Below are 24644 nucleotides of genomic sequence, written 5' to 3'. Positions count from 1 at the left end.
CTTTCGCAAGCAGTACGTCACCTGAGGCTGGAATCATGCACGAACCCCTCTCGCAGCGTCGCGGGATCACCCGTCGTACGGTCCTCGCCGCCGGAGCGGTGGCCGGTACCGTCGCCGCCCTCGGCCCGGTGCTCCCGGCGGCCGGCGCGGTCGCGGCCCCGGCCGCGGGCACCGGGAAGGCCGGCGGCGCGGACTGGTTCACCGACCCCGCGCGCGCCGTCCGGCCCAAGTTCCGCTGGTGGTGGCCGGACGGGCTGGTCGACGCGGACGAGATCGCCCGCGAGGTGGACCAGATCGCCGACGCCGGTTTCGGGGGCGCCGAGATCGCCGCCGTCCACCACAGCATCAGCGACAGCTCCGTGCTGGACACCGCCCACCACGGCTGGGGCAGCAAGTCCTGGTACACGGGGGTCGAGGCCGCCCTGCAGCGCGCCGCGAGACGCGGACTCACCATCGACATCACCCTCGGCCCGGCCTGGCCCACCGCGGTTCCCGGCGTCACCCCCGACGACGACGCCGCGGTGAAGGAACTCGCCTACGGCAAGGCCACCGTGGCGGCCGGCACCACCTATGAGGGTGTCGTCCCGGCCTCCGTCCGCGCGGCCTCCTCGGGCGTCACCAAGCAGACCCTGGTCGCCGTGCAGGCCGCCCGCGTCAACACCGCCAACTCCACGCGCAAGGAGACCGGTCTGGACGCGGACAGCGTCACCGACCTCACCGACCGCGTCAGCGACGGGAAGCTGAGCTGGACCGCGCCCGGCGACGGCGACTACGTCCTGATCTCCTACTGGCAGCGCGGCTCCGGCCAACAGCCCGAGGCGGGCCCGCACTCCTCCCCCGCCGCCTACGTCGTCGACCACTTCAGCCCGGCCGGCACCGCCGCCGTCACCGGCTACTGGGAGGAGGAGATCCTCACCTCCTCCCTGCGCAAGCTGCTCAAGGCCGCCGGCGGCGCCTTCTTCGAGGACTCCATCGAGCTGGAGACCAACGGCCTGCAGTGGACGCCGAAGCTGCCGGAGGCGTTCGAGAAGCACACCGGGCGCCCGTTGCTGCCGTACCTCCCGGCGCTCGTCCTGGACAAGAGCAACCAGGTGTTCGCGTTCGAGGCGCAGCTCACCCGGGAGATCCGGCACGACTTCTGGGAGACCGTCTCCGAGCTGTTCAACCGCCACCACGTCACCGCCCTGCGCGACTGGGCGCACCGGCTGGGCATGCGGCTGCGCTCCCAGCCCTACGGGCTGCAGACCGACGCGATCGCCACGGCGGCGCTCCTGGACATCCCCGAGGGCGAGTCGCTCGGCTTCAAGAACCTCGACGACTACCGCTGCCTGGCCGGCGGCCGGGACATGGCCGGGCACACTGTCCTGTCCTGCGAGGCGGGCGCCTACTCCGGCTCGGCGTACACCACCACCTGGGACCGGTTCCTGCGCACCATGGGCGGCGCGTACGCGGCCGGCGTCAACCAGACGGTGATCCACGGCTTCTCCTACGCGACCGCGCCCGGGGTGAGCTGGCCCGGTTTCGCCGCGTTCAGCCCCTACAACGGCACGCCCGGCTACAGCGAGTCGTGGGGGCCGCGGCAGCCCACCTGGACGCACATCGAGGACATCTCCGGCTACCTCGGCCGCGTGCACCAGGTGCTGCAGTCCGGCACCGTCCGCGCGGACGTGGCGATCTTCCGGCAGACCGGCTACACCGCCACCGGCATCGGCGCCTCCTGGTTCACCTCCACCGGCGTGCCGCTCGGCTGGACCCACCAGTTCCTCAGCGGCCCGCTGCTCGACCTGCCCAGTGCCACGGTCTCGGGCGGGCGGCTAGCGCCCGAGGGCCCGGCCTACAAGGCGCTCTTCGTGGAGGGCGACTTCTTCTACTCCTCCTCCCCCACCCTCGCTCTGGCCGACGCCCGCAAGGTGCTGAAGTTCGCGAAGGCGGGACTGCCGGTGGTGCTGCTCGGCGCGTTCGACCAGGCGTACACCCCGGGTGTCCCGGCCGACGGCGAGACGGAGGCACTGCGCGCGGTCCTGGCCGAGCTGCTCGCCCTGCCCCACGTCGTCCGCGTGACCGACAAGACCGCCGTCGGCGACGCGCTCACGCAGGTGGGCGTGGCCCCCGACGTCCGGTACGCGTCCTCCTCGACGCTGCTCAACGCGCACCGGGCGACGAAGGACGCCGACTTCTACTACCTGTGCAACGGCAAGCACGCCGAGACCGTGAAGCCGGCCGTCGCCGCGATCGACCACGAGGTCACGCTGCGCCGCACCCGGCGCGGCAGGACCGTGCCCTACGTCCTGGACGCGTGGACCGGTGAAGCCGTACGGCTGGGCCAGTACACCGAGGACGGCGACGACTTCACCCTGCGCGTGACGCTCCAGCCGGGCGAGACGCTCATCGTGGCGCTGGGCCGGCCGGGCCTGTTCGGCGACCGGAACGGCGCCCGGCCGCACGCGGAGTCCACCGACGCCGACCGGGCGCTGTTCACCGGCGACGGGCTCGCCGTCCGCGCCGCGAGCTCGGGCACGTACACCACCAAGCTGTCCCGGGGCGGCTCGGTCACCACGCGCGTCCCGGTGGTGCCGGACCCGGTCACGCCGACGGCCTGGACGCTGGAGGTGGACGACTGGCAGCCCGGTTCCTCGGCCACCCGCACCGAGGTGAAGCGGCACAGGCTGACGCTCGACAGTCTCCTCCCCTGGTCACAGATCCCGGAGTTGGCGGACGTGGCCGGTGTCGGCACCTACCGCACGACGGTCACCCTGCCCTCGGACTGGACCGCCGCGCACGGCGCCTACCTGGAGCTGGGCCAGGTCAGCGACACCTGCCGGGTCTCGGTCAACGGCAGGCGGCTGCCGGCCGTCGACCGGATCGACCCGGTCGTCGACCTCGGCGGGCATCTGAGCAAGGGCACCAACGTCATCGAGGTCGAGGTGGCGACGCCGCTGATCAACCGGCTGCGGGTGTCCGACCCCGCCGTCTTCGGCACCTCGGCCCGGCAGGCCTACGGGCTGGTCGGACCGGTGCGGGTGGTCCCGTACGCGCAGGCCGCGATCAGGGCGTGAGGACGACCTGACACCCGCCGGCACGTCACTCACTGACACCCACTGGTACTTCACCCGCGGGTGAAGTACCAGTGGGTGTCGTCCTGGGAGCTGTCGTTGCAGGTGCCGATCTGCAGGGCCGCGTCGTTGCGGCCGGTGGCGGCGCCCGCGACGTTCAGACACAGGTTGCGGCTGGCCAGGTTGCGGATCCAGTACGTGCCGTCGGAGCGGCGGTCCAGCCAGTAGAACTGGTTGTCGTTCCTGGCCGGCCGGCAGTGGTACTCGGTGATTCGCGTGCCGCCCGAGACACCGGTGAAGTTCGGCAGGTCCAGGCAGAACCCGTCCTTGCTGTTGCGGATCACGAAGAGCACCGAACCGCCCGGGCCCTTGCCCGCCTCCGAGTGCGGGACGAGGTCCCAGAGCTGGTTGTCACCGGACGTGCCGTTGCACGGGTACTGGTTGACCGGGCCGTCCACCCGTCCGTTGCCGTAGTTGGGCACGTCGGCGCACTGGCCGGTGCTCACGTTCTTCAGCAGGACACGCGACTGGGAGGAGGCGGCGTCGGCCCGTGAGCGCGCGGTGGCCGCGGCGGACTTCTTCTGCGTCTTCTTCGTCGTGTGCTTCCCGGTCGTCCCCTGCTTCCCGGACTTCGGCGCGTTCTCGGCGTCGGTGCCGGGAGCGTCGGCCGTCGGCGCCCCCCTGCCGACCGAGGCCTCGTCGCCTGCGGCCTTGTCGTCGTCCTTCTTGGGCTTCGCGGAGGGCGAGGCGGACGAGGTCGACGACGGTGACGCGGCCTCGGCGCGGTAGGCGGCGCCCGGACCGCCGGACAGGCCCGGATCGAGGGTCGCCCCGCCGACCGCCTCGGTGCGGACGCGGTCCGACGGCGAGTCGTCGTCGTTCATCGCCATGACGAGGAAGGGTACGGAGATCAGCAGGGTGCCCGCGATACCGGCGGCGGCGAGCAGCGAGCCGCGCGGGCGTCCGGGCGGCGCCCCGGCGGCAGCCGCCGCCGTGCCCGTCGCGCCGGAGTCCTCGGCGACGGCCACGGCGAGTGCGGTGGGCGCGGCTTCCGCCTCCGGGGCGCCTGCCTCCTCGGCGGCGACGGCCTTCGGCTCCCGCGCGCTGGACTCGGGGGCCGGCTCCTCGGCCGCGGCCGGCCGCTCCGTCTCGGCGGGGGCCGGGGCCGGGGCGGCTGGGGCTGCTGCGGGTGCGACGGCGCTCGCGGCGGCGGTGGTGGTGGGCGGGGTCGTGGAGGTGGCCTCGGACGGATCGGCGGCGGGGTCGTGCGAACGGGACATGATCAGGCCTTCCGGGACTGGGGGCTGCGGGGTCACGGAGTGGGACGGTCGTCCGGCACACCCTCGGCCGGTGCCGCGTCCGTGACATCCGTTGTGTCTGTCGCGTCCTTCGCGTCCGGCACGTCCGTCTCCGGCACGTCCGCCTCCGTCACATCCGTCGGGTCCGTCGGGTCCGTCGTATCCGTCGCCTCGGCCAGGACTTCGGGCGACAGGACCGCGTCCGCGGGGCCTGCCGGGTTGACGTACAGCCGGTGGCCGGGCGGGAGGTCGCGCAGCAGCTCCGGCGCGGTGCGGCGGGCGGAGGCGAAGCCGCCGACGAGGTCGAGGTGGGCGGGGGCGCTGAAGACAGGAACGACGGGGGTGCCGTCCGCCGCCATGGCAGTCACCGGAGATCCGTCGGACAGCGTGAGCACCAGCAGCTCCGCCCCGGCCAGGGCCCTGGCCACCTCCTCGGGCGGACCGTAGCCGGTGACGGCGCCCTGGAGTGCGGCGTCGAGGGCGTCCGTGGGCTCGGGCCAGCCGAGGGCGCGGGGTGAGGGCCGGTACTCCTCGTTCTCCTCCCACTCCTCGATCTCCCCTGTGAACCCGGAACGCCAGCGGCCGGCCACGGCGAAGGCGGGCGGCGGGCCCTCATCGGTCCAGCCGGGGTCGATCGCGCTGATCCAGTGGTCCGGGGCGAGTCGCGCGGCCTCGAGGAGTTCTGCGGGCGGCTCCGGGGGGCCGGACGGGACGGCTTCGACGGCGACGGCTGCCGGTCCGGTCGGAACCGTCTCCCCGGGCGGGGTCTCCGGCCGTGGGGAGGAGAGCGGGGTGGTCACTGTAGCGACTCCAACGGGTCACCGGTCGGGGCGGGTTCGACCGGAGCGGGTACGGCCGGGGCGGGGGCAGGCGCGCCCGGCGCGGGTGCGGCGGGTTCCGGACGGACCGGGTCCGGGTCCGGTCGCGGTTGCGGTTGCGGTTGCGGTTCCGGACGGGCGGAGGGCGGGTCGAAGTGCCGTGCGCGGCCGTCCGGTCCGGTGAGTGTGACGCGCAGGCCGAGGTCGGTCGCTGCCATGGCGGCGGCGATGTCCGTCAGGGTCTCGCCGCGGTCGCCCCACAGCCGCAGCAGCCGGTAGCGCTGGGCGGGCGAGAGCGTGACCTCCGTCAGAGGCACGCCGCCGCCCGACATGACGGCGAAAGCGAGCTGGTCGTCGAGCAACTTCACACCAGCGGACTTTAGTTCATCGATGGTCAGGACGGTGCGTCCGCCTGCCCAGTCGTCATCGGTGAGTTGCTGCGCACGTCGGGCCGCGTCCGGTGCGGCGAGCCGGAACTCCACCCAGCGGTGCAGCGCGTCCGCCGGGTCCGGACCGGAGAGGAGGGCGCCCAGACCCGGCCGGCTCAGCAGCCCGGGGGCATGCTCCTTCAGCGCGCCCGCGAGCGCCCCGGGCAGCCAGTCGTCCGTGCCCGGCACCGGAGCGAGTGTCAGCTCGTCGGCCGTCCTCTTCTCCGTCCCCGTGCCCTCGTCCTGCCGCGGTGCCGCGGACTTCACCTGGACCGGCCGTACGGTGAAGCCGAGCCGCCGCGTGAACAGCGCGGCCACGTTCTCCAGCCAGCGCGCGGCCTCCTCGGGAGGCAGGTCCGGGCGGACGGCCTTGCTCATGTAGCGCCCGGACTTGTCGTTCACCGTCCATGAGCCCAGTTCCTCGCTCCACAGGAACTCGCCCGACACCCGGCTCGCGCCGGGTTCCAGCCTGCCGTCGGTACGGAACCGGGCGGCGATGCCCGTGTGTCCGAGTCCGTCGACGGTCCGGCGCAGTTCGTCGGCCGTCGTCTCCGGGTGCCTGGTGCGGACGCCGTCGAGCAGCGCGGCGAACTGGTCGTCGGGAAGGACGTCCGACGGCTTCTCGCTGCCCAGCAGGACCCGGCCCTCCCTGGTGACCGTGTAGATCCATACGGCGTCCCGGCTGCCGGCGACCAGGAGATCCGGGTCGATGTCGTCGAGCGGGGTCCACAGCGGGTTGACGCGGACCTCCCGGTCGGCGTCCAGTTCCTCGTCCTTGACCCGCTTGGGCAGTACGGGCGCGGCGAGGGCGTCGTCGCGCCGTCGGGCGCGGGCCCGCAGCTCGGCGACGGTGTCCGGCGACAGGCCGGCGGTCAGCTCCGCCAGGTACCCGTCGGCGGCCCCGTACCCGCGGGCGAGGTCCGCGAGCCAGTCCCGGTCGGCCCGGTCCGCCCGGTCCGCCGGGTCCGCCGGGTCCGCCCGGTCGGGCGGGTCGGACGGGAGGTCGGGCGCGGACCGCGAGCTCTGCCGGGAGGGATCGAAGGGCGCGGGCACGGGCGCGGCCGTTCCGTCCGGTTCCAGGGACTCGTAGTGGTTGATGCCGTTGTAGTGGACGTGGACGGTCGGCCCCGTGGCGTCGGCATCCAGCGGCCGGGCCGAATGGCCGCCACGGGCGCCGGGCTGTACGACGACGAGGTCGATGCCGAGCGCGCGGGCCACCAGGAGGGGCACCTCGTCGTAGAAGGGGGACTGCCACAGGTCTGCGGAGGACAGGGCGCGGACGACGACGTCGTTCAGGCTCAGTGTGAGGAACTCGGTGCGGTCGTGCGGGAGTCCGCCCTCGCGCACGCGGTGCGGCAGTGCGGTGCGCACCCGTTGCCACAGGGCGTCGGCGGCCGGGTTCCCGGGGTCGGCCCGCAGCACGTTCAGCACCTCGGCCCGCAGGGTCTCGACGTGCGCCAGGGCGATCTGGCGCTGCTCGAAGTCCCGGTCGACAGGGGGGAGGGTGGACGGGTCGTCCGGGAGCAGGGTGCGGGCGACACCCGTGGGCAGATCGCGCAGCAGTTCCCGGTCGCCGGGATCGGAGGCCAGCGCGACCAGGGCGGCACGCATCCTGGCGTCCGACACCCGTTCGTCCACCCGCTCGCGCTGGGCGGGGGTGAGCTCCGGGGGTCGGGTGCGGCCGAGCAGGTCGAGGAGGGAGGCCCGGTCGGGGAACTGATCCCGGATCAGGATGTCCAACGGGTCCTGGTCGGCGTGCCCGGCACGCAGCTCGGCGGCCGCGTCGGAGTGGGCGTACCAGTGCGCGAGGTGCCGGCGCAGTTCCGGTACGGCCATGCGTCCGGCGGGCAGTCCGGGCGCCTGCGTCCGCAACCCGTGTCGTACGGCGTGCAGCAGACAGTCCCCGTCGGCGCGGACCGCGCGCCGTACGAAGCCGCGGTCGCCCACGGTGACACGCGCCCCGGCGGCAGGCGGGCGGGGAGCCGCCCGAACCGGAGACGGCGGTGCGGTCTCCGGCCCGGCCGGCGGTACGAGGGACGCGGCGGCAGGTGCCCGCCGGGCACCGTCCGCCGCGGAGGGGGACGTGCCTCTCGCGGCGCCGGGCGCGACGGGAGGGGCGGCGGGGGGCGCGAGCTTCTCACCGCTCGGCGCGGCGGGCGGCGGCGCGACCGTGGACCGGGCGGCGTCCGCCCCGAGCGGCGGAACCGGCGGCGGCGCGACCGACGACTTGGCCTCCGCACCGCTCGGCGCGGCCGGCGGCGACACCACCGACGGCTCGGTCCCCGCACCACCTGGCACGACCGACGACTCGGACCTCGCCCCGCCCGGCACGACCGAAGGCGCGATCGGCGGCTCGGGCGTCGTGTCACCCGGCACGACCGGCGGCGGCGCGATCGGCGTGTCGGTGTCCGTGCCGGGGGAGGTTCCGGAAAGGGGCGCCGTGGTGCGGGGGACGGCGGACAGATAGGAGTCACCCTGCCGGTAGATCGTCACCTCGGGGAGGCGGCCGGTGTGGCGCGGGGTCCTGCCGGAGTAGCGCTGCTCGGTGCCGTCCTCGTCGACGACGACGAGGTCGACGCCGAGGCTCCTGGCTGTCACCGATGCGGCCAGCACGGCCGTCGCCGCGTCCCACCGGCGGGCCCGCTGCACGTGCAGGCGTACGAGGGCGGCCCGCTGCACAGGGTTCAGGGCCGTCCGCACGGTCTCGGGCAGGCGCCCCCCGTCCGCCTCGACCGCGGCCAGGTCGAGCCGCTCCCTGGCCGGGTTGCGGCCGTAGTCCGTGCCGCCGATGCGCCGGTCCAGCTCCTCCGTGCGGAAGACCGCGTCCGGGTCCAGGGGCGCGTCCTTCGGCATCTCCTCGCTCCGGACCACCGCGGCCGCCAGCAGGGCGGGGTCGCGGTACCGGCCGTCGACCACATGTCCGACGGCGGCGAAGAAGCCGTTGCCGTCGGTGGCGGGCCGGTGGAGGTCGTAGACGCGGGTGCGGCCGTCGGGTCCGGTGGCCGTCAGCGTGCGGTGGTCCGTCGCCGCGTCGAAGCGGACGCCGGATCGCTTCGGATCCGGCTGCCAGGGCGGACGCGCGTACGCCGGGCGGGCGCCCGGGAGGGCGGCCTCACCGCTCCCGTCAGCCCCGTCACCCTGCTTGCCGACGCCCTTCTTCGGCTCCTCCTTCTTCCCGTCGTCCTTCTTCTTCCCGTCGTCCTTCTTCTTCCCGTCGTCGCTCTTCTTCCCGTCGTCGCTCTTCGCCTCCGTCCCCGGCGGGATGAACGTCACCTCGTCCGGTTCGGGTGTGGTGCCGAGCCGTTCGCGGCCCTGCTCCGTAACCTGCAGCTGGTGCCAGCGCGTGAGCCGGTCGGCGCCCTCGCGGACCCGGGCGTACTCCAGTGCCAGCGCCTCGGCCTCCTCGCGCGCCGTCCGCAGCATGGCGTCGAACTCGTCCACCCGGGCACGTGCCGTGTCCCGGGTCCGGGTCACCTCCGCCAGCGCCTCCCGTTTCACCTGCGCCAGCCGGTCGACGGCGTCCTGGCGCTGTTCCTCGCGCAGTTCGGCCCAGCCCTCGTGGGCGGGCTCGGCGGTCCGCGCCTCGTCGTCGAAGGCGTGCAGCGCGTCGCGCGCCGCGACGACCTCCGGCAGGGTGTCCAGGACGGCGATCCGGGTGTCCAGGTCCCGCTGGGCCGTCTCGAGCGCCGCGTCCCTCGCGGGCCCCTCGTCGCGGCGCAGGTCCCAGTACTTCTTGTCGGCGGCCGTCCACGCCTTGTCCGCCTTGGTGACCGCGTCCCACGCCTTGCCCACCTTGGGCGGGAATCCGGTGTCGTCGATCAGTCCGAGGGAGCGGGCGATGTCCTCACGCACCCAGGCGAGCACGGTGGTGTCGGTCTCCACCGCCTGCGGTGCCCGCCTGGTCTGCCCGAAGGGGCTGCGCAGCACCTGTACCGCCTTGCTGTCCTTGGCGTGGTGATGGACGGCGGCGACGCTGAGCCAGGTGGTGGGGATGGCGAAGAGAAAGGAACGGGTGGCGTTCGGCTTGACGTTGACGGAGGCGAGCCGGTCGCCGGACTGGGCGAGGGCGTCGGACTCGGTGGAGGAGTCGCCGGGGCCGGAGGCGCCCATCTGGTTGGAGCCGGTGTTCTGGGAGGACGTGAGGGGGCCGCCGCCCAGCGACGACTCGGTCGTGCCGACCCGGGCCGCCGACATGCCGCCGCCCTGGATGTCGCGCCTGGGCGCCTCGTGCTTCATCCCGTCGGCGACGGTGAGGAGTTGGGCGCCACGGAAGTCCGGCTTGGAGTACATGCGCAGATCTCCGTCGGCACCGCCGAAGAAGCTACTGTCGGTCAGTCCGGGGATCTGGTAGCCGTCCGGGTTCAGCGTGTGGTCGTAGAACGAGGTGAGCGCCCCGTTGCCGGTGCCGTCCTCCAGGTTCTGCGCGCTTCCGCTGCCTGCCCGGGTCAGCGGGGTGTCCAGTGACTTGGCGACGAGCGCCTCACTGGGTGCGCCGGTGCGCGGCAGGTCGAGCGAGGCGTCGTACGCGGCCGCCAGCGCGAGGGTGTTGGCGGTGTGCAGGTGGTCGATGCCGACGACCCGGCGGATCTTGAAACCGTCCGTGGGCAGGGTGAACGGTTTCGTGGTGCCGTCGCCGGGATGTGCGACGTCGTGCCAGCCGCCCGCGCCCATGACGCGCGGGACGTCCACCTTGTGAGGGCCGGCGGCCGGGCCGAGTGGCGGTGGGGCCAGCGGGTCGGGGTCGGTGCTGCCGGTGGCATCGGCGCTGCCGGTGGTGTCGGTGCCGGCCGTGCGGGGCGGGTCGGGGCGCATGAGGCTGAGAGGCAGGTGCTCGATGAGCTCGCCCACGTCGCCCTCTTCGACGATGGTGTGCCGACGGTGCCCGGTCCACTTGTGCCACCAGCGACCGAGTCCCCGCCGGAGTGCGGCGACGCCACCGGCGGGGGCCGGCACGATGCCGGTGGTGTCGGCCGGTTCGCCGGTGTCGGTGACTTCCATGGTGAGGCGGAGCCGGTAGCGGGTGACGTACTCGCCGTGGGCCTGGGTGGTGGTCGCGGTGGCGATGCGCACACCGCCCTCGGTGTGGGACTGGTTCGCGTTCTGCTGGGTGGCGCCGACCTCGGAGTAGTTCGGTCCCGCCGCCCTGACGACGTCGTTGCCGGTGTGCACGCCCTCGCTGACGGTGGTGCCGACGCTGGCGCCCGCGGCCCGGGTGCTGCTCTCCTGCTCCGTCTCCACGGCCTGCCGGTGTTCCTCGAACTCCACGCTGTGTCCGAGGCCGTTGAAGCCCGGCTCCCCGTCGTTACGGGCGGTGTCGGCGGGTCGGGGCACCTTCACCGGGATCAGTTCCGCCCGGACCCTGACCTGACGTTCGCCGACCCACAACTGCGCGGTCCGCGAACCCCAGCGGCCGATGCTCGCGGGCACCGAGGAGCCGGAACCGACCATCTCCTTGCCCAGGGCGCGCACCACGCGCGCCGACACCAGCCGGTGGACGGCGTCCTGGTCCGCCTTGGACAGACCCAGCGGACGCAGTTTGCGGTCGAAGTTCCGCAGGACGGGCGCCGCGTTGAGGGAGTTGACGGTGAAGCCGCCGAACGGGTTGTCGAGCAGCCAGGGCTGCGGCGACCAGGACCGCGCGGTGTACAGGGGGACATCGCCCCACCGGTCGGTGAGCAGGCCCAGCCGGTGGGCGCTCTTCTCCGGGAGGTGTCCCGTCCAGCCGTCGTCGACCGTGACCCGGCGCCCGGCGGCCCCGGCCAGCCAGCGCGGGACGTACCGCCGACCGGTCGCCGCCCGGCCGACGGTGGAGGAGGCGGCCGCGATCTCGTGCTGGACGTCGCCGGTCACGAGGACCTGACGGTTGAAGTCCTTGCGGTTGATCTCCGCGAGCGCGACCCGGGATACGGTGCGCGCCTGCGTGCGGTCGAGCCGGTAGGGGCTGACGACGAGACCGTAGTTGCCTGTGATGCCGGGCCCGGTGCGGTGGGAATGCAGGTAGACCAGCTGGCCGCCGAAGAACGTGGTGCTGGTGCGGCTGGTGCGACCGGCGGCCTGGGTGGCACCGCCGAGCGTGGTCTCGGTGTCGACGGGGACGGCACCGGTCAGCGCGGTCATGCTGCCCGGCACCAGCCGGGTGCGGTGGGCGAGGACCGACGAACGGTTGAGGTACGGCGCCTTCGCCCACAACCCGGAGACCCGCCATCCCGAAGGTGTCGAGGTCTGGTCGAAGTTGGACGTGAGGTACTGGCTCTGGAAGGCCCGCATCGCGGCGTCGTGCGCGGGGGCGCCCTCCTCGGACAGCAGCCAGGAGTCGCCGGACGCCTCCTCCAGCACCTGCTGGGCCGCGTCGGTGATCCCGGGGTGGGCGGTGACGGCGAGGGTGAGGAAGGGGTGCCGCTGGTAGTCCTCGGGCTTCTGCCGTGCGGCCCGGTCGAAGAACCGGCTCGTGGACAGGGCGAGGTCGCGGGCGCCGCGGGCGGTCATGCGCAGGGGGTGCCCGTGGAGCGGGGAGAGGCGCCGGGGGGTGAGGCGGGTGGGGACGTGCTCCGAGGGGATGCTCAGCAGCACGCGCCCGGTGACGGGTCCGCCCGGACGGCGCGGGTCGGCGGACAGGGTCGGGGCCGGGGTCGTTCCCACAGTGACCCCGTCCGTGCCCGTGCTCCCGTCCCCACCCGTGACCGCCGTATCCGTGACGCCGTCCGTGCCCGCATCGGTGCCCGGGGTCGCGGTCGGCGCGATCAGGTCGGTCCGCGGGTCCCGGAAGACGAACGGCTGGGTACCGAGCAGGTTCAGGAACAGGATGCCGCGCAGCATGCTGCGGAACCGCCAGAACCCGCCCCGCCGGGCGGTGAGGGTGAGGTCGTAGCTGTAGAGCTGCGCGCCCTTGGTGCTGATGGCCATGCCCTCGTGCGTCGCGCTCGGCCCGTACCCGCTCTCCACGTCGGTGCGGCGCCCGTACCGTCCGCCGAGCGAGGCCGAGCCCGCGCGGTTCGGCCGGCCGATGTCGTCGCTGGCCGGGTCGCGCACGGAGAGCAGGCCCTCCACTCCCCCGTGCAGACCGCGTCCCGCGGTCTGCTGCCCGCCGAGGTTCTCGCTGCCGGGCGCGCTGAACCGCAGCCGCAGGTCCTTCTGCTTCCCCTCGTAGCGCCGCCCGGTCAGCCGGGCGTCGATCCACACGTGCCGCAGGCCGCGGGTGGCGCGGCCGGAGTCGACCAGCGAGAGGCGCAGGCCGCCGGTCATCATCGTCTCGAGGTTGCCCGCCATACCGTGGTGGGTCAGCGTGTTGAGCACTTCCAGGGTGTTGTTGAGGACGATCTCGTAGTGCGCGGCGTCCCGCCAGCGCGGGTTGTCCGGGTTCAGTTCACCGATCGGCGCGACCAGGTCGGGGTGGACGCGGGCGACCTCGGTCAGCACCCGCTCGGCGACGTACTCGGGGAACGTGCGTTCCTCGCCCCGCGCGGTGCGGGTGGTGGAGCCGTCCGCGAAGGAGAACTCCTCCACGCGTGCCATGCCGAGGGTGGTGGGGTCGTTCTCCGCCAGGTAGGGCGGGACGGCCGGTTCGGGTCCGGTGGGCGGGGTGCGGTCCTCGCCCGCCAGCCGCAGGGCCTCGGTGCGCGTCATGCGCTCCACCGCCCAGGTCTGGAAGGTCTGGCTGCGCGGCGGCGAACTCCACGTCTGCGGCGGGTTCTTGCGCAGCTTCCCACGCCTGCCGTCGCCGTCCCCGCGCTGGTTCGGCAGCGGTGCCTTGCTGTCGGGCGGCGCCGTCACGGTGATCGTCTTCTGTACGAGGTAGAGGCCGGTCGGATCGCCCTTCGCCTGCGCGGCCGACTTGACGGCGCCGGTACCGCCGGTGGTGGCACCGCGGCTGCGGGAACTGCCGTAGCGGACGTTGCCGCCGAGCAGCAGCCGCAGGTTGAACTTCCCCTCGCGCAGCCCGAACCACTGGAACGAGGGGCCGACCGCGCCGCCGATCTCGGTGTTCCTCGAGTGCGCCACGTTGCGTTCGTTGCGGACCGTGGTCTGCATGATGTCGCGCAGTTCCGCCGCCTTGGTCTCGCTGATGAGGACGGCGTCGCCCGACTCGACCCGGACGGAGAAGACACCGAGCGGGTCGCGGCCCGAGTCGTCGCGGAACAGCGGGGGCGTGGTGGTCCGGCCCGCGTTGAGGACACCGCCGGCGCGCTGGAAGGAGTCGGAGGAGAAGAAGTCGCCCAGCTGCGTGCCCGCCATGGTGCCCGATTTGACCCCGGCCCGGTGCAGCACCCAGTCGCGTACGTGCGACATCGGACCGTAGGTCTCGGTGGCGACCGAGCGGTAGGCGGGCCGGCCGCCCAGGTCGATCCGTGCGGGCAGCCGTTCGGCGGGCGGAGTGTCGTGGGTGAGGCTGTCGGCCAGCCGCACCAGCAGTCCGTCGCGGACGGCGAATCCGAAGCCGATCCCGCGCGTGCCGCGCCCGGTCACCGGCTTGCCCCTGCCGTCGACGGGGCGGCCCCTGCGGTCGGTGACCGCGACCTCGTACCAGACGTCGTCCAGGTGGGCGTGCGAGCCGTCGGTGGTGCGGGTCTCGACCTGGTTCATGACCTGGTTCTGCTGCCCGTACTGGACCCGCTTGCCCCAGGACTTCCGGAAGAAGACCCGCCCCCAGACGTGGTAGGTGTGCTTGGCGGGGCCGAGCGGCACCGCCGGCAGCAGCGAGGTGGAGGTGCTGTTGACGGCGGTGCGGCCGGTCGTGGTGGTGGTCCGCTGCATGGTGTCCACCTTGACCGGATTGGCGTAGCCGAAGGTGAAGCGTTCCCACTGCCCGTACGGACGCGCGGTCACGGTGGCCACCCGGGTACGGCCGCTCCTGGTGCGGTAGGTGAACTGCTGACCGTCGCCGAAGAAGCCGTGCGGGTTGCGGTCCAACCGCTGCCGCACGTCGTCGAGGAGGGTCCGCGGGGGTGTGCCGCGGCGCTTCGACACCGGAGCCGGGGCCAGGTCCCAGGTGGCGCCGAGACGGTCGCCGATCTCCCGGACCACGCCCTCGCCGCCGCGCAGCACGCGGTCGCCCTGGCCCAGCCGGTAGGAGCGGCTCAGCACACTGCGGGGCAGCCCGGGCAGCAGGGCACCGACCCCGCCCATGTACGCGGGCAGCCGGGAGCGGTCGGTGAACGACACGGGTCCACCGCCGCTGACGGGGGCGGGCGGCAGGTCGCGGTCGAGGCGCGGGGGGCGCCGCTCGTCGATGTCGTCACCGACCCCGGCGAGCCGGGGCACGCCCGGGATCCGTGCGGGGACGGGCGGCACCGGGGGGGCGGGGGCGCCCTCGGGGATGCTGGGCAGCGCGGCCGGGCGGTTCCGGCGCGGTGGCCGGGTGGCCGACGCGCGGGGGCGCCCCGTTTTGCCGACGGTTTCCAGGGAGGTGGGGGTATCGGTTTTCCGGGGGGCGGGGGTGTCGGATGTGGAGGGTACAGGGGCGGGGGTGCCGGATGTGGAGGGGACAGGGGCGGGGGTGTCGGACTCACCGGACCGGGACGAGACGGGCTGGGGCCGGGGCGGGGTCTCCGCCGGGGGCTGCTGGGCCTTCAGGCGCACTTCCAACGGGTGCATTCTGATCCACTCGGCGGCGAACGAGGTGCCGTCCGTGGCGGAGGTGCCGACCAGTGAGACCGGCCCTGTGCCCACGGAGCGGTCGAGCCCGGTGGTGCCCCTGGACTCCCAGACGGCCCGGCCGGTGGCGTGGACGACGGCGAGCCCCAGGGAGGGGGGCGCGGTGGGCTGAGGAGCAGTGGGTTGCGGCGCGGTGGGCTGCGGGACGTTCGGCTGAGCGGCGTCCGGCTGTGGCACGCTCGGCTGCGGCGCGCCGGCGCCGGGCCTGGAGAGAGCCAGTACGACGTCCGTCCCCAACTGGGTGCGGCTGATGAGTTCGGCGTCGCGGGCGAGGAGTTCGGCGGCCTCCGCGTGCGGTACGGCGATCCGTCGCCCGCCGGGCAGCGTGATCCGGACCATGCCCGTCCCCGTGTCCTCGGCCACCACGACGTACGCCGGGTCACTCCACGGGGACGCCCAGCGCGCCGCCTCCTGGCCGGTGCGGAGGTAGGAGCCGTCGGGCTGCTGGGTGAGGATGCCGAGGACGGAGGCGTCCAGGTGCGTGCCCGGTGACATCGGGGACCCCCAGTTGCGGCCGTTGGGCCGGCCGTGAGCGTCGTGGGTCAGTGTCCCGGTGTCGAGAGCTCCCAGTTCCTCCAGGTGGAAGGCGGCGAGTTCGACGATGTCGTTCGGGTCCCGTCCGGCGGCGATCGCCCTGGCGGCCAACTGCCTCAGCTCGGAACGTTGCGACGGATCGGGCGCGGGCAGGTGCAGCGCCGCGACGGCGACCGCGTTCGCGTCGGGCAGCGAGTCGAGCCATTCGGTCGCCTTCACCTCTGCCCAGTAGAACCGGGAGATCTCCGCCGGGCCGACCGTGGCCGAGGCATCCAGCCGCAGCACCTGCGCGGCGGTCGTCCGCGGGTCCTCGATGCGCTGGATCCGGTCGGCGATCTGGGTAAGGAGCGGTACCCGGACGAAGTCGCTGAACCGGGTGCCCGGGGGTGCCCCGGCCGCCCGCCCGAGCAGCTGGCGGTAGGCGTCGGCATCCAGGGGGCGCACGCCGCCGCCGTGGTCCCGCAGGTCGGCGCGGACCGCCTGCCGCAACAGTTCCAGGGTGAACGGGCCCATGGAGTCCAGTTGCGGGTCGTTCTGTCGCATCGCTTCCAGGGCGCCGATGCCGCGCAGGAGATCGTTGTAGGAAGGGTCCTGGCCGATGCCGGGGCCGATGCCGGGGCCGAAGGTCTGCCGCAGGGCGCGCACCAGCCGCAGCGTCCGGTCCAGGGTGTCCCCGGGCACGGGCTCGGGACCGGTGTGCAGGCCGGCGGTGCGAGCCAGGTCCGCCAGTTCCGCTTCGAGCGGTTCGGGCCAGAACTCCAGGAGATGGCCGGGGCGCCCCTTTGGGTCGGAGTACACGGTGAACCAGATGGGCGAGTCGGAAGTCGGCCGGCCAGGCGGGTGGGAGTAGCCGATGGGGCGGTCGCCGGCCCGGACACGCTTTCGGGTGCCGTTGGCGACCACCTGGGCGATGGGGATGTCGGCGAGCGGGTCGGGGGCCGGGGGGAGGGAGGCGGCCTCGTTGGAGAACACGTCCGCGTTCCCGCCGTAGACGCCGCCGGTCCAGCAGGCGTCCAGGTAGATCCAGTCCTGAGCCCGCAGGCGGCGCACGCTCGGCCGCCGGTTGAGCCAGTTGGTCAGTTCCTGGCCGGAGGCGGGATACACGGTGCCGTCCGCCTGCGGCATGGCGACGCGGCTCGGAGAGCCGTGGAGGTTGAGGCGGTGCACCCGCTCGCCGGGCTTGGCGCCCACGGTGATCGGCGCTCCTTCCGCCTCCATCCGGGAACCGGGGAGTATGTACCCGACGGTGGTGGCCCGATGCAGCTGGCGGCCCTGCGCCTCCGAGAGCCCGGCGAACTCGGCCGGGTGGAACGCGGCCCGCCCGATCTGCCGGGTGCCGTCCCCGTCCGCCACGAGGGTGTAACTGACCAGATTGCGCTCCCACTCGGGAGTGTCCGAGGTCTGCGTGGTGGGTGTGGACAGGGTGGCCTGTAGGGCGGCGGGGGTCAGTACCTCGCCGGGTTCACTGCGGATCCAGTCGCCGCGGGGTACACGCCGTTGCTGATCCAGGGAGATCCTGGCCGGTGTCCCGTCGTGAGAGGACCGCACGATGGGATCACCGCTGGTGGACCACACCTGGCGGCCGAGCCGGTCGGCCAGGGCACGCGGCAGCTCCAGTTGCCGGGCCCCTGCCTGGGGAATGGTCAGCAGAACCGGCACGTCCTTCGGCAGCCGGGACAGCACCGGGTCCATGGCGAGCAGTTCGACGAACACGTCACTCGGCACTGTGATGTCCATGCCGTTACTCAGGCTGACGACGACCCTCTCGTGGTCGCCGGCGGCCACGACGACGAACGGCTGCGGCCGCCCCGGGGCCGGGCGCCACGGCGCCGGCCGGGGATCCGTCACCTCGGACATCCCGTACGACTGCTCGGTGGCCTCCCACACGTTGTCCAGATCCATGGCCAGCCGGTGACCTCTTCCGGGAGGATCGGCCCAGTCACGTCCGTACGCGGTGCCGTCGGGGGCGGTCATCGCATACGGGTCGGACAGCGCCCCGCGCAGGGAGAGTCCGAACGCGGTCAGGGTCGCCAGGCCGGGCGCGTGCTCCATGGCCGGATGGAGGGCGAGGCGCAACAGATCCACGTGCCAGGCCTTGTCGACCGGCGTCGCCGGGGGCAGGAACAACATCACCCTGCGCGTGATGGCATCCAGGTCGAACGGCCCGTCACGGAGCGAACCGGAGGGGTCGTTCCTCCGCAGGGTGTCCAACCGGCTCATGGCGTCCCGCAGTTGCGGATACGCCTGGTGCGACGTGATGTCGGCGCCGAAGACATGGACCAGGAGCCCGAGGTACGGGTCCTGAGCCGGGGGCTGTGGTCGGGGACCGGGCGGGCCGGTCTCGGGCGTCGTGGCGTGCACGGTGGAGGCGCCTGTGCCGACCGCGTCCGTGCCGGATGTGACGGGGTCGTCCCCGTCCGACGCCGGGTCCTTCGGGGTGACGCGCGGCGGCACCGCCTCGCCGGCGGACTTCGGGGGCGCGGGGAGGGTGGCGGTGTCGGCGGGGGTGGGCGCGGCCGTGGTGCCGGTCGACGGGGTGGACCGGGTGCCGGTCGCGGTGTCGGTCGCGGAGCTCGAGGGCAAGGGGTCGGGCGAGGACGTGTTGGGCCGGGGCAGGGTCGTCGGGGTCTGCTGCGCGGTCGGGTGCAGGGAGGCCGGGTGCGTGCGGGTCCAGTCGGCCGCGGCCGGGGTGCCGGGCGTGGCGGGAACGCCGGCCAGGGAGACCGGCCCGGTGTTGTGGGAGCCGCCCGAGTGACCGAGCCCGGTCGTGCCCCGGGGCGCCCACACGGTCCGGCCGGTGGCACGGACGACGGCGGTCCGCAGGGACGAGGCCGGAGCGGGCTGCGGGACGCCGGACTGCGGGGCGCCGGACTGCGAGGTGCCGGGCTGCGGCGGGTTCGGCTGTGCCGTGCTGTCGCCGCCGGCTCCGGAGACGGCGAGGACGACGTCCGTGTCCCACACGTCCCGGGCGATGAGTTCGGGGTCGCGTGCGACGAGTTCGGCGACCTCGGCATGTGGCACGGCGACCCGTCGACCGCCGGTCAGCGAGACCCAGGCCCTCCCCGTCCCGTACTCCTCCGTCGCCACGACATACGCCGGCCGCTTGCCCGTGGTCACCCAGGGCGCCGCCTCCTGGCCGGCACGACGGTAGGACCCGTCGGGCCGTTGGGCCAGTGTGCCGACGACGTAGGTGTCCACCTGCGTGCCCGCTGCCACCGGGGTGCCCCAGTTGCGGCCGTTGGGCCGGCCGACCGCGTCGTGCGTCAGTGACTGGGGGTCGAAGGCGCCCTCTTCCTCCAGGTGGTAGGCGGCGAGTTCGACGGAGTTGGACGGGTTGCGGCCGGCTGCGATCGCCCTGGTGGCCAGCCAGCCCAGTGCGGCACGTTTCGACGGATCGGGCGCCGGCAGGTGCAGCGCCACCATGGCGGCGGTTCCCACGTCGGGCAGCGAGGAGAGGTACTCGTACGACTTCACCTGCGCCCAGTAGAGCCGGGAGATCTCCGCCGGGCCGACCGTGGCCGAGGCGTCGAGCCGCAGGACCCGTGCGGCGGTTGCCGCAAGGTCGGTGAAGCCCCGCATCTGTTGGGCGATCCCGGCCAGCAGCGGCACCCGGACGAAGTCGGTGAGCCGGGTGCCCGGGGGCGCGGTGGCCGCCCGCGCGAGCACGGCGCGGTAGGCACCGTGGTCGAGGAGTCGGGCGCCGTCGCCGTGGTCCCGTCGGTCGGCGAAGGCCGCCCGCTGGAACAGCTCCAGGGTGAAGGGCCCCATACCGTTCAGGTGCGGGTCGTTCTGCCGCATCGACTCCAGGGCACCGATGCCGCGCAGCAGGTCGTCGTAGGCCGGGTGTTGGCTCATACCGGAGCCGATGCCGGGGCCGATGCCGGGGCCGAAGGTCTGCCGCAGGGCGCGCACCAGCCGCAGGGTCCGGTCCAGGGTGTCCCCGGACACGGGACCGGGGCCGGTGTGCAGTCCGGCGGTGCGGGCCAGGTCGGCCAGCTCCGCGTCGCGGGGCTCGGGCCAGAACTCCCGCACGTGGCCGAAGCGCCCCTGCGCGTCGGTGTACGAGTCCAGCCAGAAACGCGGGTTGGGACCCCCCGAGGACCCGTAGCCGACGGCGCGGTCGCCGGCCCGGACACGCTTGCGGGTGCCGTTGGCCACGACCTGGGCGATGGGGATGTCGGCGAGCGGGTCCGGGGACGGAGGGAGGGAGGCGGCCACGTTGGAGTAGGCGTCCGTGTCCCCGCCGTAGACGCCGCCGGTCCAGCAGGAGTCGAGGTAGATCCAGTCCTGGTCGCGCAGGCGGCGCACGCTCGGCCGGCGGTTGAGCCATCGGGTGAGTTCCGGGCCGGAGGCGCGGTAGGTGGAGCCGTCCTCCTGCGGCATGTCGACGTGGCGCGGGCTGCCGTGCATGGAGACGTGGTGCACCTGCTCGCCGGGCTTGGCGCCCACGGTCAGCGGCTTGTCGACCGTGGCCCGTCGGGTACCGGAATGCCGGTGCGCGAAGGTGGTCGCCCGGTGCACCTGGCGGTGGGTCGCCTCCCGGCCCCCGGCGAAATCGTCCGGGCGGAACGCGGCCCGTCCGGTCTGCCGGGTGCCGTCCCCGCCCGCGACCAGGGTGAAGCTGACCAGATTGCGCTCCCACTCGGGGATGTCGGCGGTCTGCGTGGTGGCTGTCGTGGCCTGGGAGGGCGTGTCCCTCAGCACCTCGCCGGGGCTGCTGCGGATCCAGTCGCCGCGGGGCACGTCCTGCTGCCGGTCCAGGAGGATCCTGGGCGGTGTCCCGTCGTCCTGGATCTCCACGATGGGGTTGCCGCTGGTGGACCACACCTGCCGGCCGAGCCGGTCGGCCAGGGTTCGGGGCAGCTCCAACTGCCGTCCCCCGGCGTAGGGAACGACCAACAGCACCGGCACGTCGCCCGGGAGTGCGGACAACACCGGGTCGAGGGCGAGCAGTTCGGCGAATTCGTCGATCGACAGCGCGTACTCCGTGCCGTCGCTCGTCGTGACGGCGACCTGGTGGGGGGTGCCGCCGGCCACGACGACGAACGGCCGCGGTCCGCCCGGTGCCGGACGCCACGGCGCCGGACCGGGATCGGTCGACTGGGGCTGCCCGTCCGGCTGCCCGTTGTGCTCCCACGTGTGGTCCAGGTCCAGGTCGAGCCCGTGGCTGTCCCCCGGGACACTGCCCCAGTCACGTCCGTACGCGGTGCCGTCGGGGGCGGTCATGGCATACGGGTGGGACAGCGCCCCGCGCAGGGAGAGCCCGAACGCGGCGAGGGTGGCGAGGCCGGGGGCGTGCTCCATGGCCGGGTCGAGGGCGATACGGAACAGGTCGCCGTACTCGTTGTTGCCGACCGGCGTCGTCGGGTCCAGGAACAGCACCCGGCGGGCGACGGCGTCCAGGTCGAGCGCCCCGTCCCGCACCGAGGGGTCCGTGTCGAGCCCCCGCAGGGTGTCCAGCCGCTGTATGGCGTCGTGGAGTTGCGGGTACAGCCGGTTGCCGGTGATGCCGTCGCCGAAGGCGTGGACGAGGGGCGCGCGGTACGGGTCTCCGGGCGGGGACGGGTGGGAACCGCCCTGGGGTACGGGGCTCCCGGGTGCGGGGCTCCCGGGGCTGGGTGAGTCGATGTCCATGGCCGTCGAACCGAGGGAACCGGTCGGCGACGGCGGGCCGGCCTGGGGGGTGCCCGACAGGGGTGCGAAGTGGGTGTCGGTGTAGAGATCGGAGACGAAGGAGTCGAGGTCAGGGACGGACGAGTGGGAATCGGGCACGACGAAGTCGAGATCGGGGGCGGGGTGGCTCCGCGGCTGGGGCACGGTGGAGGCGTCCGTGTCCGGTGTCGGGACTGGTGAGGCGGACGACGCGGACGACGCGGACGAGGTGGATGTGGTGGTGAACAGGTCGGGGAGATCCGTGCTGCTCGACGTCACGACGGACGGGGCGGTGACCTCCGTGACCACCGTGGGGTCGGACGCGGTGGGAGAGCCGTTCTCGGGCGTCGGGGCGGGGGCGACCGGAATGAAGGGGGGTTCCGTGCGGGGAGTGTCCGAGGTGCGAGTGTCCGTGGTGTCCGTGGTGCGGGTGTCCGTGCCGGGGGTGTGCGTGTCGCGCGCGGTGGGGTCGGCCCCGGTCGGTGCCGGGTCCTCCGTGTCCCCCACGTCCGCCGTGTCCGTCACATCCGCCGTGTTCGTCACATCCGCCGTGTCCGTCGGGTCCGGGAGACTCGACGAGGTGGGGACCTGCCGCGGGTCATCCGTCGTGGCCGTCGCCCCGGGGCCGCCGCCCCGGACGCGGGCCGGTAGTCCCAGGTCGTCGCGGAGGCGGTCGGCCAGTCCGACGGCCGCGGGCCGGCCGCCGCCGTTCACCAGCGTGTCGGCGACCTGCCGCACGGCATCCCGGTACACGTCCACCGCGTGCTGGGGGTCCGCGAGCACGAGGTGCGGTTCCACCGGCAGGACCAGATCCGCCGCCGAGTCCCAGGCCTGCCGTACGGTGCCCGGATCCAGGTCCGGCACCGACTGGGCGAAGTCGTCGTAGGAACCCTGCCACAGCCGCTGCGAGGCATGGGCGGCCACGGTCTCCAGGCCCTCCGGCCACGGACCCGGCCGCATCATCAGCGCCTTGACCTGGTCCACGGGGGGCAGTCCGCTGTCGGCCAGGGACACCCTGCCGTCACCGCCCAGTTCGGCCTGTGCCCGCAGATCGGGGCTCAGGGACACCCCTGCGGCGGCGAGGTCCCGCACGGTCACCGTCGTGTCGGTGTCCGGACCGCCCGGCAGCCCGTCCGCCGGGAGGTCGTCGGCGGTCACCTGCGAGGCGATCCACTGCCGCTGGGCCCCGTCCCGGTGCACGGCGGGGGCGGGGGCGGGGGCCGGGGTGGGGACGGATCCGGTGGTGGGGTGGGCGGAGCCGTCCGGGGCGGTGGAGTCCACGTCGGGGTCGCGCGGCCGGTCCGCGGTCCCCTCGGGCTGCTGCTGCCGGGCCTGCCCCGCCCGCTGGTCGTGGTCGTTCCGGTCCGCCTGGTGGGGAGCGGCGAGGTCCCGGCCGCTTCCCGCTCCGCTCTCCTCCCGGGGCCGAATCCGCCCGACCTCGTTCGTCGGGTCGGTGGGCTTCCGTACAGGGTCGACGTGCTGCGCGTGCGCATCGGTGACGTCGGCGTGATTCCCGGTGTCCGTGCCGGTGTCGGCCTCGTCGTCGGCCGGTGTCGCCCGCCCCTCGCCCTGCCCCCGCCCCTCGCCCTGCCCCCGCCCCTCGCCCTGTCCCTGTCCCTCGCCCTGCCCCCGCCCCTCGCCCTGTCCCTCGCCCTGCCCCCGCCCCTCGCCCTGCCCCTGGCCTTGTCCCTGTCCCTGTCCCTTGCCTGTCGTCGGAGTGGGGACGGGAGTGTCGTGGCGGTCTGCCTCCCCGTCGCTGCCGTAGCCGCTGTCCGCGTCGTCGCCCGTCTGCGTACGGGTGATGCCGTTTCCGTCCACACCGTCGAAGCCGCCGTCGCTGCCGTAGCCGCTGTCCGCGCCGTCGTCCGTCTGCGTACGGGTGACGCCACTCCCCTGGGCGCCACCGAAGCCACCGAAGTCGCCGTCGCCGCCGAAGCCACTGTCGGTGTCACCACTCAGGCCGGTGTCGCCGCTCCCGTGCGTGTCGCCGCTTCCGTCGGCGTCGCCGCCCCGGTTCGTGCCGCCGCCACCGGCCCCTGCCCCTGCCCCGCCCGAGAAGGTCGGCAGGTTCTTCAGCCAGTTCGCCGTGTTGGTGATTCCGGACTCCGCGCCCGCCTCGAACCGTTCGCTCAGGCCCGCTCCGACGAAGGTCTGCCAACTCGGCATCCAGTTGCCGTAGAACGCGCCCATGATGATCGACTCGGCCAGCGTCTCGGAGGCGCCGTCGGCGACGAACTGACCGCCCTGGTGCACGGAATTGACACCGAGCCCGTCACCGCCCTTGGGAGTGGGGGTGGGCGTAGGGGTGTAGTGGGGCGGGTTGAAATCGAGCGACGAGCCGGACGGGTGCGGGTTCGGGTTCGGGGTGGTGGTCTCCGGGCCGAAGTCGCGGTGGTCGTTCCTCGTGGTCGGGTTGGGCCGCGGATCCGGGTGCGGCAGGTCGTCGGCCTTGTTCTTGGCGTTCCGGAAGAGATCGTCGTCGAACTTGCCGACGATGTCGTCGATGTTCTTCTTGAAGGGGTTCACCAGATTGTCGGTGAAGTTCTTCGCGAACTTGGCGAACACCGGCGCGAAGGCGCCGGCGAGCCCGCCGAAGGCGCCGCTCACACCGACGTCCTTCCAGTCGATCGAGCGCGGCCGCTGTCCGTCGGGGGCGAGCGTCATCATCGCCAGCCGGACGGCGAGCGTCATGAACGCCTCTTCCACGGCCTCCGTCAGGCTGGGCAACAGGTGGGTGCGGTGGGAGAGTTCGTACAGTGTCTCCAGGATGAACAGACGGCTGCGCGCCCGGGCGACCGCCGCCTGGGTGGCGCTCGCCCCGCCCGTGAAGAAGGACAGCACGGCGAGGACGGCGAGTTCGATGGCCAGCCGGATCAGTTCGGCGATGATGTTCCACTTCGCCTCCCTGATCTGCATGGAGACGTTGACCTGGCCGGACTCGACCTGGTCCAGGTCCTTCTCGAACTTGTCGAGGTAGGGCAGTACTTCGTTGATGGCGGCGACGAACTGCTGGGCCACGCCCGGCGGGAAGCCCTGGCTCACCGCCGCCACCGCCGCGTGGGCCTGCTCCTTGAGCTGGCCGACGTCCCGCTTGATCGCCCGGTACGACTTGCTCGTGTCGTACGCGGTGTCTTCGTTCGCTTCGAGGAAGGTCTCCCCGATGAGGATGAAGAAGAGCCAGTTGAGCTTGGGCGAGACGGTGATGGCCAC

General features: G+C 73.5%; 4 protein-coding genes. 1 reads left to right on the top strand and 3 read right to left on the bottom strand.

The window, feature by feature from the left end:
- Window positions 1–35: 35 nt before the first annotated feature.
- Window positions 36–3056 (top strand): glycosyl hydrolase, encoded by a 3021-nt coding sequence (locus QFZ64_RS32855; RefSeq protein WP_307071113.1) that lies wholly within the window; start codon window positions 36–38, stop codon window positions 3054–3056.
- A 50-nt stretch (window positions 3057–3106) separates the two neighbouring features.
- On the opposite strand, the gene QFZ64_RS32850 is transcribed toward QFZ64_RS32855, so the two are convergent.
- Genes QFZ64_RS32850 through QFZ64_RS32840 form a run of 3 tightly spaced genes read right to left on the bottom strand, consistent with a single transcriptional unit; the run spans window position 3107 to window position 24644 of the window.
- Complete coding sequence (locus QFZ64_RS32850) at window positions 3107–4333, bottom strand: RICIN domain-containing protein (RefSeq protein ID WP_307071112.1); 1227 nt, start codon at window positions 4331–4333, stop codon at window positions 3107–3109.
- 32 nt (window positions 4334–4365) lie between these two features.
- Window positions 4366–5151, bottom strand: a complete 786-nt coding sequence (locus QFZ64_RS32845; protein ID WP_307071111.1) for a type VII secretion system-associated protein — start codon at window positions 5149–5151, stop codon at window positions 4366–4368.
- Window positions 5148–24644, bottom strand: a complete 19497-nt coding sequence (locus QFZ64_RS32840; RefSeq protein ID WP_307071110.1) for a lonely Cys domain-containing protein — start codon at window positions 24642–24644, stop codon at window positions 5148–5150. Before QFZ64_RS32840 ends, QFZ64_RS32845 begins: the two co-directional genes overlap by 4 nt.

This window comes from Streptomyces sp. B3I8, assembly GCF_030816915.1.
In the GTDB taxonomy this organism is placed as follows: Bacteria; Actinomycetota; Actinomycetes; order Streptomycetales; family Streptomycetaceae; genus Streptomyces.
This window is presented reverse-complemented; position numbering and strand designations above follow the sequence as displayed.

Coding starts and splice junctions, on each gene's coding strand:
- QFZ64_RS32855 (WP_307071113.1), top strand. CDS start 36: ATGCACGAACCCCTCTCGCAGCGTCGCGGGATCACCCGTCGTACGGTC.
- QFZ64_RS32850 (WP_307071112.1), bottom strand. CDS start 4,333: ATGTCCCGTTCGCACGACCCCGCCGCCGATCCGTCCGAGGCCACCTCC.